General features: G+C 32.9%; 17 protein-coding genes and 1 tRNA gene. 7 read left to right on the top strand and 11 right to left on the bottom strand.

Going from position 1 to position 15,665, the window contains the following annotated elements; translation table 11 throughout:
• Position 1: 1 nt before the first annotated feature.
• Entirely contained in the window at positions 2–994 is a 993-nt protein-coding gene (locus WDZ98_RS00835; RefSeq protein WP_368058560.1) for a CPBP family glutamic-type intramembrane protease, read from the bottom strand.
• A gap of 6 nt (positions 995–1,000) precedes the next feature.
• The gene (gene yciH / locus WDZ98_RS00830) at positions 1,001–1,309 is read right to left on the bottom strand and encodes a stress response translation initiation inhibitor YciH (protein ID WP_368058562.1); all 309 of its coding nucleotides are present in this window, start codon (positions 1,307–1,309) and stop codon (positions 1,001–1,003) included.
• A gap of 104 nt (positions 1,310–1,413) precedes the next feature.
• On the opposite strand from yciH, the gene WDZ98_RS00825 reads away from it, so the two are divergent.
• The 4 genes from WDZ98_RS00825 to WDZ98_RS00810 all read left to right on the top strand — a co-directional run bounded on the left by WDZ98_RS00825 (position 1,414) and on the right by WDZ98_RS00810 (position 4,190).
• Positions 1,414–1,746, top strand: coding sequence for an Sjogren's syndrome/scleroderma autoantigen 1 family protein (locus tag WDZ98_RS00825; RefSeq protein ID WP_368058564.1), 333 nt, complete (start codon positions 1,414–1,416; stop codon positions 1,744–1,746).
• Positions 1,747–1,853: 107 nt separating this feature from the next.
• On the top strand, positions 1,854–1,979 hold the full coding sequence (locus WDZ98_RS00820) for a hypothetical protein (protein WP_368058566.1): 126 nt from the start codon (positions 1,854–1,856) through the stop codon (positions 1,977–1,979).
• Positions 1,980–2,272: 293 nt separating this feature from the next.
• A complete protein-coding gene (locus tag WDZ98_RS00815) occupies positions 2,273–2,440 on the top strand; it encodes a preprotein translocase subunit Sec61beta (protein WP_368058568.1) in 168 nt (55 codons plus the stop codon).
• 7 nt (positions 2,441–2,447) lie between these two features.
• On the top strand, positions 2,448–4,190 hold the full coding sequence (locus WDZ98_RS00810; RefSeq protein WP_368058571.1) for a DUF2070 family protein: 1,743 nt from the start codon (positions 2,448–2,450) through the stop codon (positions 4,188–4,190).
• Here the strand turns inward: WDZ98_RS00810 and WDZ98_RS00805 are convergent.
• A complete protein-coding gene (locus WDZ98_RS00805; protein WP_368058664.1) occupies positions 4,174–4,827 on the bottom strand; it encodes a hypothetical protein in 654 nt (217 codons plus the stop codon). The genes WDZ98_RS00810 and WDZ98_RS00805 overlap by 17 nt on opposite strands.
• A gap of 81 nt (positions 4,828–4,908) precedes the next feature.
• Here WDZ98_RS00805 and WDZ98_RS00800 point away from each other — a divergent pair, with 81 nt between their 5' ends.
• Positions 4,909–7,374 (top strand): ABC transporter substrate-binding protein, encoded by a 2,466-nt coding sequence (locus WDZ98_RS00800; protein WP_368058573.1) that lies wholly within the window; start codon positions 4,909–4,911, stop codon positions 7,372–7,374.
• Here the strand turns inward: WDZ98_RS00800 and WDZ98_RS00795 are convergent.
• The 4 genes from WDZ98_RS00795 to WDZ98_RS00780 all read right to left on the bottom strand — a co-directional run bounded on the left by WDZ98_RS00795 (position 7,359) and on the right by WDZ98_RS00780 (position 11,773).
• Positions 7,359–7,850 (bottom strand): DUF367 family protein, encoded by a 492-nt coding sequence (locus WDZ98_RS00795; protein WP_368058575.1) that lies wholly within the window; start codon positions 7,848–7,850, stop codon positions 7,359–7,361. The genes WDZ98_RS00800 and WDZ98_RS00795 overlap by 16 nt on opposite strands.
• Before the next feature lie 34 nt (positions 7,851–7,884).
• Positions 7,885–11,148 (bottom strand): lamin tail domain-containing protein, encoded by a 3,264-nt coding sequence (locus WDZ98_RS00790; RefSeq protein ID WP_368058577.1) that lies wholly within the window; start codon positions 11,146–11,148, stop codon positions 7,885–7,887.
• 154 nt (positions 11,149–11,302) lie between these two features.
• Complete coding sequence (locus WDZ98_RS00785) at positions 11,303–11,548, bottom strand: hypothetical protein (protein ID WP_368058579.1); 246 nt, start codon at positions 11,546–11,548, stop codon at positions 11,303–11,305.
• A gap of 148 nt (positions 11,549–11,696) precedes the next feature.
• A tRNA-Pro gene (locus WDZ98_RS00780) sits at positions 11,697–11,773 on the bottom strand.
• A 72-nt stretch (positions 11,774–11,845) separates the two neighbouring features.
• On the opposite strand from WDZ98_RS00780, the gene map reads away from it, so the two are divergent.
• On the top strand, positions 11,846–12,742 hold the full coding sequence (gene map / locus WDZ98_RS00775) for a type II methionyl aminopeptidase (RefSeq protein WP_368058581.1): 897 nt from the start codon (positions 11,846–11,848) through the stop codon (positions 12,740–12,742).
• Between the two features lie 145 nt (positions 12,743–12,887).
• On the opposite strand, the gene WDZ98_RS00770 is transcribed toward map, so the two are convergent.
• Positions 12,888–13,067 carry a hypothetical protein gene (locus WDZ98_RS00770; protein ID WP_368058583.1) on the bottom strand — a complete coding sequence of 60 codons (180 nt, stop codon included), beginning with the start codon at positions 13,065–13,067 and terminating at the stop codon, positions 12,888–12,890.
• On the bottom strand, positions 13,067–14,182 hold the full coding sequence (locus tag WDZ98_RS00765; protein WP_368058585.1) for a DUF1512 domain-containing protein: 1,116 nt from the start codon (positions 14,180–14,182) through the stop codon (positions 13,067–13,069). Before WDZ98_RS00765 ends, WDZ98_RS00770 begins: the two co-directional genes overlap by 1 nt.
• A gap of 142 nt (positions 14,183–14,324) precedes the next feature.
• Between WDZ98_RS00765 and WDZ98_RS00760 the strand changes: the two genes are divergently transcribed.
• A complete protein-coding gene (locus WDZ98_RS00760) occupies positions 14,325–14,885 on the top strand; it encodes a TATA-box-binding protein (protein WP_368058587.1) in 561 nt (186 codons plus the stop codon).
• A gap of 70 nt (positions 14,886–14,955) precedes the next feature.
• On the opposite strand, the gene WDZ98_RS00755 is transcribed toward WDZ98_RS00760, so the two are convergent.
• Positions 14,956–15,285, bottom strand: coding sequence for a tRNA-binding protein (locus WDZ98_RS00755; protein WP_368058589.1), 330 nt, complete (start codon positions 15,283–15,285; stop codon positions 14,956–14,958).
• Between the two features lie 38 nt (positions 15,286–15,323).
• Positions 15,324–15,521, bottom strand: coding sequence for a hypothetical protein (locus WDZ98_RS00750; RefSeq protein ID WP_368058591.1), 198 nt, complete (start codon positions 15,519–15,521; stop codon positions 15,324–15,326).
• Between the last annotated feature and the right edge of the window lie 144 nt (positions 15,522–15,665).

Raw genomic sequence — 15,665 nt, 5'->3', positions numbered from 1 at the left:
ATCAATTACTCAATTGCACATGCTTGTTTGTCATATAAAATCTGTCAACTAACAACATACAGATAGCAAAAGCACCGGAAACCAAGAATAGAATCTCCAAGGAGGACATCAGAGAATGAGAAAACGCTTCTTCAATTGAAATCACATTAATTTGAGCAATAAAATTAACATATGAAAACACAAAATAGTTGGTGGCCCAGTGAATCAAAAGCGCAGACACAAAACCATATCTCAGATAAACCCATCCCAAAATAATTCCACTAGCTGAAGCTTGCGCAAATTTACCATTACTCCAAGAATCTCCAAAAGCTACATGTGCAAATCCGAAAAGAATTCCTACAAAAACAATCAAAAATATAGCTTTTTTTACATTATGAATGTCTAAAAAAGTAGGATTCCACAAACAACGTATGAAGTAACGTGCAGAGAATTTATCCGAATAAAGAGTAAAGAGAGGAATACCAATCAATACAAACCGAAATCCAAATTCTTCAATTATAGGAGCAAGACTAACATAAAAAAATTGGATTAAATCGTTATCAACTAAAGGAGGAACAATAGTAACATCAAAACCTTCCTGTACAAAATTAATCAGTACAGAAATTAATATTAAAATTGAAAACCATTTTGTAACTCCTAACATGTAATTGAGTCTAGCATCATATTTTCCAAAAGAGATAATCAGTGAAAGTGTTTTTAAAAACCCACGAGATGGACCAAGTATTGCAATGACAAAAAGTACAAGATAAAAAGTCCATAAAACAACAAAAGCATCACCAATGCTTACATCAACAGGATTCAGATACAACCAAGTTCCATTGAAAATATCTAGATGTGTGAGAGGGTATTCATAATTGATATCACCACCTAAATCACTTTCAAAAATAACAAAGATGCCAATTGGGAAAGAAACGAGAAGAAGCCCAAAAATTACAGTAAGTAATGCAGTAAAAGGAATTCCAATTGATTGGAGTAATTTATTTGAATTTTGCAATTCGGTCTAGTGTAATTCTATTGTATCTGCCGCAAATCCTAAATTAATCAAAGTCTCTTTAATTGTGTCTCGATGATCTCCTTGTAAAAAGATGTAACCTTCTTTTGCAGTTCCTCCGCAAGCATATTTGTTTTTGAGATCTTTTGCTACAGTTTCTAAGTTGTTTAATTTAGGATCCAATCCTTCTATCATAGTGCCTTTTTTCTTAAATCGTCTAGTTTCTAATCGAATGATAATTTTTGTGCTATCTTTGGCAAGTTCGCCACAAGCACATAGATCTTCCGGAAGACCACAAGTATTACAAATTACCGCCATTCGTTCGAAATAAATTCAATTATTCACACTATTAAGCCTTGTTTGAATATAACTAAAAAATCAGAAACAATCGTATTTTTTAGATGGGAAATTAAAGATAAACAGTGACAGAAGAACTTACCAAAAAAGCTGCAGATATGCTTCTAAATGGAGCAACATTGCTTAGAGAACCTTGCCCATATTGTACAGGAGTCAGAGTGATGAAAGAAGGATATGCATTATGCATTAATTGTGGACGTGAACCTGGAAAAAAAGAGGTACCAGTAATAGAGACACCAGATAGCACATCATCAACAATTAAAAAAACAATAGAAAAAAAGATGAAGACTCTTTCAACAGAATTAGAAAATGAGACAAATCATGAAAAGCAACAAGAGATTCTAAAAACAATTAATTCGCTGCTAGAAACAATGGGAAAGATCAAAGATGAAAAATAACGATATTTTAGAGAAAAATCCAGGATATACAAATCATGGTCACATACAAACATAAAACAAATCAGTAAATACCAAATGCTTAAGTCGTAAACGATCATACAAAATTTGTGAATAAAGCAAAGTTTTACACATGTAAAAATTGTGGAGCAGAATTCCCATCAACAGAAATTAGACTTTATTGTAAAGTATGCAAATCAAATCTAGATAAAACAGGAAATTTACCTAAACTCTAATTTATAAAACAAATAAGACATGTAGAAATTAAACTCATGTCAACATTCATGAAAGTATCTATCGGAGTAGTAATAACTGCATTCATCATAGTGTTTATGACAATTTAAACAGCAAATGTATTCAGATGAATCAGTAAAACAACATGTAAAGAAAAAGATTGTCTAAAAGATAACAAAAAGACGGTAATTACAAGCCTGAAGAGAATACCTAAAACGATCTATTTTTAGAAAGAGGGGTGAATTTTCTCATAAGAATAAAGTTTTTATGTTAAAATCCGTGACGATGAACTGTAATGAGTAGCAATAAGAAATCAGCACCACTTCCAGCATCAAGTGGAGGCCTCATGAGATTTTTTGAAGATGAGACAAAAGGATTCAAAATAGACCCAAGAATTGTAGTATCCATTCCAATCAGTTTAATTGTAATTTCATGGGCAATTGACATATTTCTAGCTCCGTGAAGAAACAATGGAAAAAGACTTAGACGATGTTTCAAACATACACAAGAGATTTTCCCTTACGTTACTTAATCCAGCATCATATTATTTCTCATTAGTTGCATCTCTCATAATAGCAGCAGTGATTGCACTTACAGTTCATTTTGGGTATTTGAACGAATCACTTGAAGAGTTTTGGTATAGAATTCCAATAATTGTAGGAGTGTTAGCACTAACACAGATTATTGATGTGAGATTTTCAAAGAAAAAAGAGTATTCAAAATCACTTCATTCATCATTGTTTGCAAACATGTTATGGATAGTTACACTCTTGATGGGATTATTGGCAAGTGTGGTTCTAGTTAAAGAAACATCATTATTTTTTGTAACTTTTGGAATGTTCCTTTTTGCAAGTTTCAGAATAGGAATTTACACAACAACGTTGGGAGTAAATTTGAAGAAAGCTTGGATGATATGTTTTGTTCAACCTATAGCAATGTTTCTGGTGTTAGTTCCACAAGAATTATGGGTTTCAATGCTAAGTGATCCTTTGTCTTTAGGATACGGCATATCATTTATGATAATTGCAAGTGTATGGTCAGTTCTAACAGATAGAGCAGGCAGACCAGGTATGGAAAGCACACATAAAACAATTCAAGCATATTTGGCATCACAGGGAAATGATTTCACAGATGCAGAAGAAATTATGGAAAAACGTTCAAATGAATCCAATGTGGCCACATCTCAAATTAGATTCTCAACACAAAATGGAAAAGAGTTCAGAATGGTCTTACCAGAGATACATCCAGGACCATATCATCCAGTTGGAGGAAGCAATATACCATATCTAATTTACAAGAATTTATCATCATCAGCAATGGTAATGCACAGCATATCAAATCATGCGTTAAATCTACCATCAAGAAATGAAGTTGAAAAATATTTAAAAAATTTGGAAAGTAGTGAAATAAGAGATCATGGAATACAATGTACCGAGCCAGTAATAGTTCAGATAAATAAATCAAGAGTCATAGGCTTGCTGTTTGGGAATAATCCATTGTTATTTTTGTCGTTGTCTCCACACGGAATGGAAGATATTCCCAACTACATAAAAACAGAAATTGAGCAGTATGCCAAAAATCGAAATTATATGAAACCAATGATAGTGGATTGCCACAATGCAATGGGTGAAGAAATTTCTAATGAAGATGGAGAAGACATGTTAAAGGCTGCAAAATCCTGCTTAGACACATTAATCACAAAAAATAGTTTCCCAATAGAATTAGGATACGCCAATACCGATGGAATGGATGTATGGACAGAAGATTTGGGGATGGGAGGATTAGGAATTGTGTGTCTTAAGATTAATGGAAAGAAATACTTTCTAGGATGGGCAGATGCAAATAACATGGAAAATGGAGTAAGGGAGAAAATCATAGACATATTTACAAAGAAAGATTACCAATTGCTTGAGATCTGTACATCAGATACCCATTTTGCCCCAGTTAAAGCCAGAAATAGAAACGGGTACTATCAATTAGGACTAATTACAAGTGCAGAAAAACTATCAAAGTGGTTTTTCGAGATTGCAAAAAACGCAGAGGCAGACATTACATCAGCAAAATTTGAAATTTTAGAAAATAAAACAAAAGTCAAAGTTATGGGTCAAAGCATATACGAAGATTATTCAAAAGCACTAGACAATTCATTGCGAATTACAAAAACATTCGTAATAGGATGCGTAATATTATTTTCAACTAGTCTTTTTCTATAGTTTTCATTTGATCTAGATTACCATAAAACTCATCAATAAATGAAGAAAACTGAAAAATAGGCACGATTGGAACGTTATCAATAAAATTAATTTTATCATGATACAAAGTAACAATAACAGGAACAGCAAGCGCCCCAGGAGTTTTTAAAACATATTTTTTAGTTCTCTCAATCTGTTTTTTAACAACAGTGGATAATGCAGAGGCACTATATCGCTTCCAATGTTTGCAATCAATTAAAATGGCAACACCTAATCGGATGCCAATGACATCAATTTCCATTCTAGGTTTAGTCAAAATCATATTTTTAATTACTGCAAAGTTTTTTGATGATAAAATTTCAGCAGTCAATCCCTCAAAATCTCTCCAATCTAAAGCAATTGCAATTTCGTCGATTGGAAATCCTTTTTCAAGTAAAGTTATTGTGATTTTTAATTTATCACCATTTTCAAAATAATACCAGCCATTTTCTTTTTTCCCAATGTCATTTTTAATAAATTCATCTAAAATTATTTGAGAGTCATCTAAATTCATTTTTGTGACAGCAGAAAAATCTTGAACAGACACACCACCAGAAATAATTCCTTGTAAGCCAATTATCATTTTAGGATGAATTTTCAATTGTAATTTTTGAGTCATGTTAGAAATATAGGTTTTAGGAGACAATAACATCAGGTCATTATGATATAGGTTTTATTACATGTTTTAAAAAACAAGATTATGAGAAAAATGCTAGTTGTGATACTAGCTCTTTCAATAGTATCTATAATATACGATGAATCATTTGCAGAAAAAAATACATTCTTTGACTCAGTTAAATTTATTCAATATTTGGATGAGAACACAGCATTAGAAGAAGTAAGAAATGGAAATCTTGATGCATATTATTATACAATTTCTCCAGATAGACTAGATAACAATCAAGCCAAAAAAGGATTACAAGTGTTTGATTCCACAGGAGGAAGTTACAGTATTTTAGTAAACCCTGCCGAATCAGAAAAATTCAACCCATTCTCAGATAAAGACATCAGATTTGCTCTAAATTATTTAGTAGACAGAAAATTGATAGTCAATGAATTGATGGGAGGGTACGGAATTCCAAGCATCTCATACTATAGTCCAACAAACCCAGAATATCTTACAATCATTGAACAGCTAGAGACATTTAATTTCAAATACAATCCTAGCCTTGCAGAGAAAATCATCACAGACACATTAAAAGAAAAAGGAGCCATAAAAACAAATGGCAAATGGGAAATGAACAACATGCCAATAGAGATCATAGTTTTTATCAGAAGTGATGATCCAGTTAGAAAATCAATAGGGGAGATCCTATCAACAGAATTAGAAAAAATTGGATTCACAGTCAAAAAAGATTTTGGAGACCTCAACAAAGCATTTGTTGTGATATATGGTTCAAATCCTGCAGATTTGAAATGGAGCATATACACAGAAGGGTGGAATAGTTCCGCATTTGTCAAATATGATTCCACAGCATTAGGACAAATGTATTCTCCATGGTTTTCATATATGCCTGGATTTAATGACCCAACATATTGGAATTATAGAAATGATAAATTAGATGAATTAACCCAGAAAATTTACACTGGAGATTTTGAAACATCAAAACAAAGAACAGAATTAGTTCAAGAAGCAGTAATGGAAGGCATTAATGAATCAGTTAGAATTTTTCTGGCAAGCAAGATTGACCAGTATGTTGTAAATGAAAAAGTGCATGGCGTAGTAAACGATTTTGGGGCAGGGGTTCCAAGTAGATTTACTCCAATTAATGCAAAAAGTGATCATGACGAATTTGTAATCGGTGTTAAACAAATCTATCAAGGAGCATGGAATCCAGTGATGGGGTTAACTGATACGTACAGTAGACATATTTGGGGAATTATTTCAGATCCTGCAACATTTAAGCACCCATTTACAGGTGAAACATTTCCAGTTAGAGCAAATTGGCAAGTTGAAACCAAAGGGCCAGAGGGAAAAATAGCATTACCGCAAGAAGCAAAGACATGGAATCCGTCATTACAAAAATGGAGTCATGTAGAGGAAAATTCTTTTGCAACAAGTAAAGCGATATTTGATTTTAAATTTAGCAATTGGCATAATGGTGAAAAAATAGACATGAATGATATTTTGTATTCATTGTATTTCACAATAGAATGGGGAACACAACTAGATAAGAATGATAAAACATTTGACACTGAATTTACCCCAAGAGCTGCGCAAAGTATTCAGACAATCAAAGGAGTGAATGTGATAGATGAAGATACTATTGAAGTATACGTAGATTATTGGCATTTTGATGAAGGTGAAATAGCTGAATGGGCATCAATATGGAGCACCACACCGTGGGAAATCACTGCAGCAATGGAGGAAGCCGTAATCGATGGAAAAATGTCATTTTCTAGATCAGGGGCAACAAGTAAAAATGTAAACTGGTTATCATTGATCATTCCAAATGATGCAAATACAATAAAAAATTATTTACAAAAATTCAAAGACAGTAATTACATCCCACAAGCATTAAAAGAAAATAATGAAAAAATAGATCATTACAATAACAGATATGATTCTTCAATAAAATGGATTGAAGATAATAATCACGCAGTAATAAGTAACGGTCCATTTTATCTTGAATCATATTCTCCAGAATCAAGAACAATCAAAGTAAAAGCATTTGATGATGATTCATATCCATTTAAGAAAGGAGAATGGGAGAAATTTGAAAGAATAGATTTTCCGTTGATCAAAAAGATAGATATGGAAAAAACAATACAGAAAGGAGATGAGCTGATTTTGATAATAGAAACTCAAAATTCAGATTCATTATTATATTTCATAACAAATAATCTAAATGAAAAAATAATTACAGACAAAATTGAGATTCAAGGAACAAAGACGACAATCAACATACCATCAGAATATATGAAAGATTTTGAAGTAGGCGCAAACAATATCAAAATATTCGCAATTTCAAATTCAGTACTAAAACCGGATTTTCATGAGATGAGCTTTGTTTTGACTAGCGATAAAATAGAGCTACCCGTAGACACATATGAAAATACTGAATTTTCTAATAAAAAACATGAGTATTGGATTTGGATCATTCCAATAATATTGATCATTGGAATCATAGCATATCTAAAGAAACGAAATCAAAGTAATCCGTAATCTTTTAAAATCAGTTCTATTTGAGATTCATTTTCAAGTTTTGAGTATTCATCCAAAAGATTTTGGTTTAATTCGTAGAACGTGTGCCCCCATTTGAATTTGTCAAGCAATTCCAAACTTTGTTCCTTAAAACCTAAAATGTATAGTGACGCAGACAATGCCTCAACTGTAGTCAATTTGTTTAATTTGGAATAGTTTATTGGATTACCTGCAAGTAATGGAGGTAGTTTTCTTTTAATTCCATCAAATTTTTTAGAAAATGCTTGATCTGCAAGATTCCAAGAGCAATCAATGCCAATTATAGAGTGAATTATTGACTTATCCTTAGGCAATAGTGTTTTTTCAGAGAATGGATCTAATACCAAACCTTTTGCGCTGATTTTTTTGATGTTTTGTGCTAATCCAAATTTTACCATTTTAGCAGCTGTGCATTTTTTAGGATCGTCCTGATAAAACATTAAAACTTGTAATTTCACTTTAATCACAAATTACATTTAGAGTATTTGGAATTTACTCTAATGCCTTGTAGGTTATGGTGTAATAAAATCTAGACACTTGATCATCTTTCATAATCTCAACATTCCAAATTGTATCAGATAAAAATTCAGTTGAAGACTCTGGTAAAATACTAAATTTTTCTAGACGTACATCAGGACCACTATATCTGACATTAAGATTAGTTCCATCAACTTCAACAACATCGTAAATTTGACCTTGTTTTCGTGTAGATTCTCTAACTAGACAATCATCATCAGGACCAATAATACATGCACCGGTAATAGTGCTCACTTTGAGATTAACGTTAGATTCTTCGCCTCGGGTAGGAGTTAGTAATGAACCAGAAATAACTCGTGGTGCAAGATTACCATCAACGGTGGTTTTTCCTTCAGTGATAAGTGAAATCGTTTTCTCAGCAATTCTGCTTTCTTTTTCAATTACAGTGTTTAGTTTCAAAGGTAGTGGTTTTTCTATCACATCAAATTTAATGTGTGCAGTTTCAAAATCAGCATCTACTGTAACTTCGTATGCACCAACAGATGAAACAGATGCAGGGATTACAAATTCGTGTGAAAAGGAACCAGAAGGACTTGGTCTAATGGTGGTTACAGGTCCAGTGTGTTTTCCACAATAAAATGAACCACATGTAATTCCATTTTCTGTTTTCTGAATTACACTTACATCAAATTTTTCCAAATATACTAGCTTGCTAGGTTTTCCTGTAACTACCACAATATCACCAGGATAATATTCAGATTTGTCAGTGTTTAATAGCAAAGACAAGTCAACATTGCTTCCAAATGTAAAATCATTAGCAACACTAAATCTAGATTCAGTTTGCTTGTTCAAATAATTTGCACGTACAATGTATTCACCTTCTTTGAATATAGTAGCAGGCAATTCAAATAGACTTGAGAACCCACCACCTAGAGTTGGATAGACCATTGCTTGATGAATTTGTTTGAATGGAAATGTGCCATCATGAATTTTTATGATTACTCTTTCGGCAATTACTAATCCCTCACTGCCTTGTACACGTGGAATTACATTACCTACTACATTTAATTTCTCACCAGCTTTGTATAATGACTTTTCAGTTGATACAAACAGTGGATTTAGAGATAAAGAGTCATTTTGAGGATCTGCGGAAACTTTAAAGAAAAAATCCATGCTTTTTGATGCAATGGCTACCTTAATTTTGTAAATACCATAATTTGAAATTTTAGTACTTCGGCCATCATCTTCTTTTAAATTAGCAGGTTTTTCAGATACAGGCACATTCCAATCCCATGAAAATCGCTGATTTTGAACAGTTGCACCTGAATCGGCACTAGTACCATCAGGTCTAGTTATAGTGATAGATACTGAATGATCACCAGTTGGAGGAAGAATTCCAGTCAAATGAACGGTTTCACCCAAGCCATATACTTCTTTATCAGTGGAAATGATTGCACCGTCTTTCAAATCAAGAGAATCAACTATTGAAAAAGTGCTTGTTGCAGTATTTGCCAAATATTGAGATTTAACAATATAATTTCCAGGAGTGAAGATATTTTTTGTCACATCAACTTTAACTGAATATTTTCCAGAGGTTTCTGGGATGGCTGAAAAACTATATCCAACAACTATATTGTTATTTTTTGATAAAGAGTCAATTTGAAGAGGAGTGCCATCTTCATGTAAAATTGAGACTTTTACTGAGGAGCCAGTGCCATAACTTGAATTGGAGTAAGGATCTTTTACAAATCCATGAATAGTAATAGTATCACCAAAGTCATAGACATCAGTATCAGTTTGAAGGGTTATTGGATCATCGGATTTAACAAAGTTTTCAGGATCATCTACAACAGGAATAATAATGGTGGCAGTACCAATTGCCTTAGAAACAGTAACTTTGTAATCACCTAAACGATTAGAATTGTTTGGAATGGTAAAAGAATATGTAAACGAACCATCACCCATGATTGTTACTCCATCTTTGATTTTAAATCCAGAATCACTACCAGAAGCGCTTTTGAGTGAAGTTTGCTTTGTTTGTAGGATTTCCAAATCAAGTGTGTTAACAAAAACTTGATTTAATCTGCCACTAATATTCACCTTATCACCCAAACCGTAGGCTTGACTATCAGCCCAAAGGGATATCGGAACATTTTCTTTGATATCTTTTACCACCTCAAAGGAAGCAGATGCAGATTTATCAAAATACTCAGCATCTATTGTATATAGTCCATAGACAGGATTCACAGTTGTAAGAAAGATACTTGTTTGAAAGGCACCATTTTTAGGAAATAGATTTCCATTATAGATAATTTTACCAGTAGAATCTTTTACTGTAAACTTCATACCTTGGAAAGGAATTATTTCAGAAGTAAATCCACTAATTGAGGCGAGTTGTCCTGGAATGTATTGTGATTTATCAGTAAGTACACTAAATTCTTCATCTTGTTCTATTTTTTGTTGGGTTTGTTCTATTCCTACTGAAAAATTAGTATTAGCAGTTGCACCAGCATAATTTACAGATACATCATAAGTTCCTTTGTTGATCCCAAGAACTTGATGCAAACTAAGAGTGGTTTTATAATTCAAGTTTAGATCTGGATATAACGTAATTATTTTATGAAAATTAGGACCAGTAATAGTAAGTATGATTTGTTGAGGTTGAAAGAAAGGTTTTACAACATAGACTTCTTCAGAAACACTTCCAGAGATAACTGCCACATCTCCAAATAGATAAAATGACTTTTCTGAAGATACTGTAACATTAACACCTGGAGTTGTTTTAGTTTCAATTAATTTTCCATTTGAAGAGCCTGCAGTAGATTTTACAAATTTCCAATCATCGACATTGTCAAGATCATAGCCATCATAGATTCGTTGCCATGATGTAAAATCATTTTTAATATCAGACAGAGTTGGAGTTTTATCAATTACAATGCCATTTGCATCTCTAAGTTCTACAGATTCACTTGAATCAGTAAACCAAAGATTTTGATAGGAATATGTTAAAAATTGTCCAGATTTAATAACAGTACCAGAAGGAATTGTCATTGTTTTTTTAAGAACTGTTGTAGATGCAACTTCCCATCCACCTAAATCCACATCAGAATTGGTGGGATTATAGAGCTCAACCCATTCAGAAATAGATGTAGAATCATCACCTGTAGGATTGATATCTACTTCATTAATCACCACATGATCAGCAGTTTGAGCATATGCAGGAACTATTACTCCTGCGAAAAGGATCACAGACAGTAAGATAAACAGATTACGATTCATATGTATTCCTAAATTGATTTACTAGAAGACTCATTTTAGAATGGAATTGAGGAAAAGTTGAGCTTGTTGTTAAAGTTGACCTCAAATTTATGACGTCTGTAGTGAATTTCATGTGTAGTTTACAACATTTTTGTATTTAGAAGATACGTAGGAATCATTCTTGAATATAATCACACTTTGGACATTTTTTATTAAGGATTTTAGAACCACATTCCATGCAGATTCCTTCACCAACGTCATTCTCAATTAGTTGTCTCCTTTTCCCAACATACACTTTGATTCCAAAATACATACCCAATACAATCAAAACAGCATAGATTGGAGCCATGAAGGGCAATAATCCAATCATAAAAAGAAAGAGTCCAACAATCAGAATAATATCTCGTCTTACAAAATTCAATAAAACCAAAGAATAATCTAATTCATAAAAACGTGCCTGAGCTCAGATCGTGAGACAAAATATTACATCATTTACAATCATTACTCTAACTCTTCCTCATTGCTCGGCAACTACAATAGGAATTCGATTTGATAATAAGATAATGGTATGGTGGGATCGGAGAGATTTGAACACTCGACCTCTGCGTCCCAAACGCAGAATCATACCAAGCTAGACCACGATCCCAGTATGCCAAACAAATTGCCCAATTTAAGCTTCACAGATAATCATTTTAAAGGCAGTTAAAAGAGCAAAAACGTGCAAATTGAAGCATACATCAAAGCAGGAAAAATTGCATCTGAAGTAAGAGAAATGGTCAGAGTGAAAGACTGGGTAGGAAAAACAGTCTATGAAATTTGCGAGGAGGTAGAAAACGAGATTAAAAAAAGAGGGGCAAAATGTGCATTTCCAGTAAACGCAAGCATTAATGAAATTGCAGCCCATTATACAGCAGAACCAAATGATCCAATTACAATCAAAGATACAGATTTAGTAAAAATTGACTTGGGTGCACAGATTGATGGGTACATTGCAGACACTGCAGTTACTGTTTGTTATGATGCACAATTTGATGGTCTAGTTCAAGCTGCAGAAGAGGCATTGGGAAATGCAATGTCTATGATAAAAGTAGGAGTCAAAGCAAGTGATATTGGACGGGCTATTGAAACAACAATTAAAAAAATGGGGTTCAAACCAATTGCAAATCTCAGTGGACATTCACTTGATCAATATACAATACACGCAGGTAAATCAATTCCAAATATTTGGTCAATAGGAGGATTTTCACTATCAGAGAATTCAGCTTATGCATGTGAACCATTTGTAACAACAGAACACGGGGGAGGGTTTGTAAGAAATGGACAAATAAAAAATATTTTTGCACTAAACTCACGAAAGAAAACAAAAAATGAAGAGGCAGATAAATTACTAGATTTCATTTGGGAAAACTTCAACATGTTACCATTTGCTCTAAGATGGATTGTAAAAGAATGGGATGAAAAGAAAGGAAAAGAATTACTAGACATTTTAATCAAGAAAAAGGCAATACAAGCATATCCAATTTTAATTGAGATAAATGGTCAGAGAGTAGCTCAAGCAGAACATACATTCATTCCAAAAGAAGACGGAGTAACAATCACAACTAGAGTACAGTAAAAATACAAAATTAGGGAAAAATCATGAGTGAAGAAATAAGACCATGTCCTAAATGCGGAGGATTAATGTTCAAAGAACAAGGTGAGGGAACATCATGGTTTTGCCCAGGATGTAATGTAAAATTTAGAACTAAATAATATAGAATCTATTGATCAACAGATTCGCCAAAGATCTTCTCAATCATTGACAATCCGTCACAGGATACACATTTTGTCGTATTTACAAACAGAATATCACCTTCCTCGAACTTGCGTTTTACCTGCATTCCACATTTTGTACATTGTTCAACAGTATATGCCATAGTGATTTTTTTCTTGGAAAACATTATTGTGGAACTCCTGATGTATTTCCAACTCCAATTACCACCACAGATTGACCTTGTTTGGTGTTCTCTCTAATCATATCATAAACTTGTAAACAAACATCATCTGCAGTATCAGCAATTTCTTTTGTCATCAAAGTAATTGCCTCCTTGACAGATTGTTTAATTACAATTGAAAATATAGGGATGTTATTATTTGTGGCAATTGATTCAATTTGAAATCTCTCAGTACCAATGCCACCAATAGCAGCACCAAAACCATATGCAGTTGATGCAGAGTTTTCACCCTCCATCTTCAATGCAGCGTCAATCATAATTATTGTATCAGGTTTTTCTTTTGAAATAATAATTTCTAATGCATCTGCAGGTCTACCAACGGTAGAACCTGGACCTTCTGCTTTTAGAAGAAACAGTTTTCTGCCTTCAAAACCAATTTCTGAAGAAACAGTTTGAAATGCAATTGGATTCTTTGGATTATTTAACATCATTTTGCCAACAATCATAGGACCTATTCCATCGCCTACTGGTTGTCCTGCTTTAAATGCAGAAATTGCTTCCTTCATCGCTTCTGCTTGCTCCATTATGAAAGGAAGAATCATCTGTAAAGGCAAAATTAAAGGATAGTTGTTTTGTTTTTTTGCAGTCAAAAACATGTGATTGACAATTTTGTGAATCATTTGTAGAGATGATGCAATTTCTAGCAAGGTCTGGGCTTTGGTTAATTCAATATCAGTCATTTCAGGAGATAATGATTTTACTTGTAATCTTGTAAAATCTTCTCTTGATCTTACTATATGATGAACTTTGTCAACAATTCCATGAGGGTCCATGTCAACTGGCATGATTGTAAAATAATCTAAAAATCGATCAATTTTTTTTACAGAGTCATCCTTTGCTTTCAAAGTATTTTTGATGTAATTAATTAATTCAGTTCTTGAGGTATCTCTAAAACTGTCTAGTTTTTTGATGGCTTTTTTGATTTCACTTGAAGTGACAAATAATTGGATACGTTGTCCGTAAAATACAAAAAGTACTATTGGAAGAATCCAAACTAGCATCATAATGGGGTTTGAGTCATCGCTCATTGAAAATAATTGATCAAAAGATGTGAAATTCACTAGGATCAGCATTTATTCAAACCAAATTAAAACATTCGTTCCAAAACCAAGGATAGTGAGTTCAGATTGCAAAAAATGAGTATTTGATGGCTAAATGATGGCGAGTGCTTTTATTATAGTTAAAATACAAAAAAAGCCAAATATGCCACAAACAAAACCAATCGTGAGTGTAGAAAATGTTGTAGCTTCTGCAGATGTAATGCAGAAGATGGATTTGAATGAAATCACTAGAACGTTTCCAGATGTAGAATATCATCCGGATCAATTTCCAGGATTAGTTTTTAGATTAAAGACTCCAAAAACTGCAACATTGATTTTCACTTCAGGTAAAATGGTATGTACCGGTTCCAAATCTGAAGAGATGGCTAGAAAGGCTGTAAAAACAGTAGTACAAAAACTTCGAAAGGGTGGAATCAAGGTAAAAAAAGATGCAGTAGTAACAGTTCAAAATATCGTTGCGTCCATCAATCTAGGTGGAAAAATTCATTTGGAACAAGCAGCAAGAACATTGCCACGGAGTATGTACGAGCCAGAACAATTTCCTGGACTTATTCACAGAATGTTAGATCCAAAAACAGTGATTTTACTATTCTCATCAGGAAAACTCGTGTGTACAGGAGCAAAACACGAACCAGATGTATATAGATCTGTAAACAACCTACATGCATTACTTGAAGAAAAAAAATTAATGATTTATGATTGAAATCATAAATCTATTTTCATTCATTTTTATCTACAAAAATTTAGAGGCTAAAAATAATTTTAAAAATTAATTATTTTATTGGACTACCTAATGGCACATCTTCAGTTACAGTTAACCAGTATGGTTTATCATCAACATCTACAGCTAACAACATTGCATTTGATTCAACACCAGCCATTTTTTTAGGTTCAAGATTTGCAATCACAATAACAATTTTTCCAACAATATCTTCAGGTTGATAATACTGCGCACCGCCAATTATGACATCACGTTGATCATCATTTCCTAAATCAATCCTACCTTTGATAATTTTAGATTTACCTTCGATGGATTCAGTTCCAATAATTTTTGCAACTCGAATATCTAACTTTGCAAAATCGTCATAGGATACATTTGACATAACAGACACTAATTTACCCAGTTAAAATGAATTTCGAATCACTGTAATTCTTTTTTATTTATTCCACTAGTTTCAATTTCATATCTTAGGGCAGCAGGAATTTCCATGTATTTTTTATTAACTAACTCAATTATTTGATCTTCAGGCACATTAACTTTTTTTAATAATTTACCTCGCTGATGAGCATATGCATTTTTCCAAAAACTAGCCCCATCCAAAGTTTCAATTTTTGGCATGTATTTTGTGGATTTCATTTTCTTTTAAATTTTAAGTGACTGTGACGGAAGATTGGTAAACGCCATTGGAACTGGAGTTAATGTTCCGGATTTTAGGCATGTTACCCATCACAGTCTATTTGAAGTAAAACAGGAATCTAATAT

The sequence above is a fragment of the Candidatus Nitrosopumilus sp. genome, from assembly GCF_040878665.1.
In the GTDB taxonomy this organism is placed as follows: Archaea; Thermoproteota; Nitrososphaeria; order Nitrososphaerales; family Nitrosopumilaceae; genus Nitrosopumilus.
Note: the sequence above shows the minus strand (reverse complement) of the source record. Positions and strands in the feature narration are given on the sequence as shown.

Coding starts and splice junctions, on each gene's coding strand:
- WDZ98_RS00760 (WP_368058587.1), top strand. CDS start 14,325: ATGCCACAAACAAAACCAATCGTGAGTGTAGAAAATGTTGTAGCTTCT.
- yciH (WP_368058562.1), bottom strand. CDS start 1,309: ATGGCGGTAATTTGTAATACTTGTGGTCTTCCGGAAGATCTATGTGCT.
- WDZ98_RS00805 (WP_368058664.1), bottom strand. CDS start 4,827: ATGACTCAAAAATTACAATTGAAAATTCATCCTAAAATGATAATTGGC.
- WDZ98_RS00770 (WP_368058583.1), bottom strand. CDS start 13,067: ATGTTTTCCAAGAAAAAAATCACTATGGCATATACTGTTGAACAATGT.
- WDZ98_RS00810 (WP_368058571.1), top strand. CDS start 2,448: ATGGAAAAAGACTTAGACGATGTTTCAAACATACACAAGAGATTTTCC.
- WDZ98_RS00815 (WP_368058568.1), top strand. CDS start 2,273: ATGAGTAGCAATAAGAAATCAGCACCACTTCCAGCATCAAGTGGAGGC.
- WDZ98_RS00755 (WP_368058589.1), bottom strand. CDS start 15,285: ATGTCAAATGTATCCTATGACGATTTTGCAAAGTTAGATATTCGAGTT.
- WDZ98_RS00790 (WP_368058577.1), bottom strand. CDS start 11,148: ATGAATCGTAATCTGTTTATCTTACTGTCTGTGATCCTTTTCGCAGGA.
- WDZ98_RS00800 (WP_368058573.1), top strand. CDS start 4,909: ATGAGAAAAATGCTAGTTGTGATACTAGCTCTTTCAATAGTATCTATA.
- WDZ98_RS00750 (WP_368058591.1), bottom strand. CDS start 15,521: ATGCCAAAAATTGAAACTTTGGATGGGGCTAGTTTTTGGAAAAATGCA.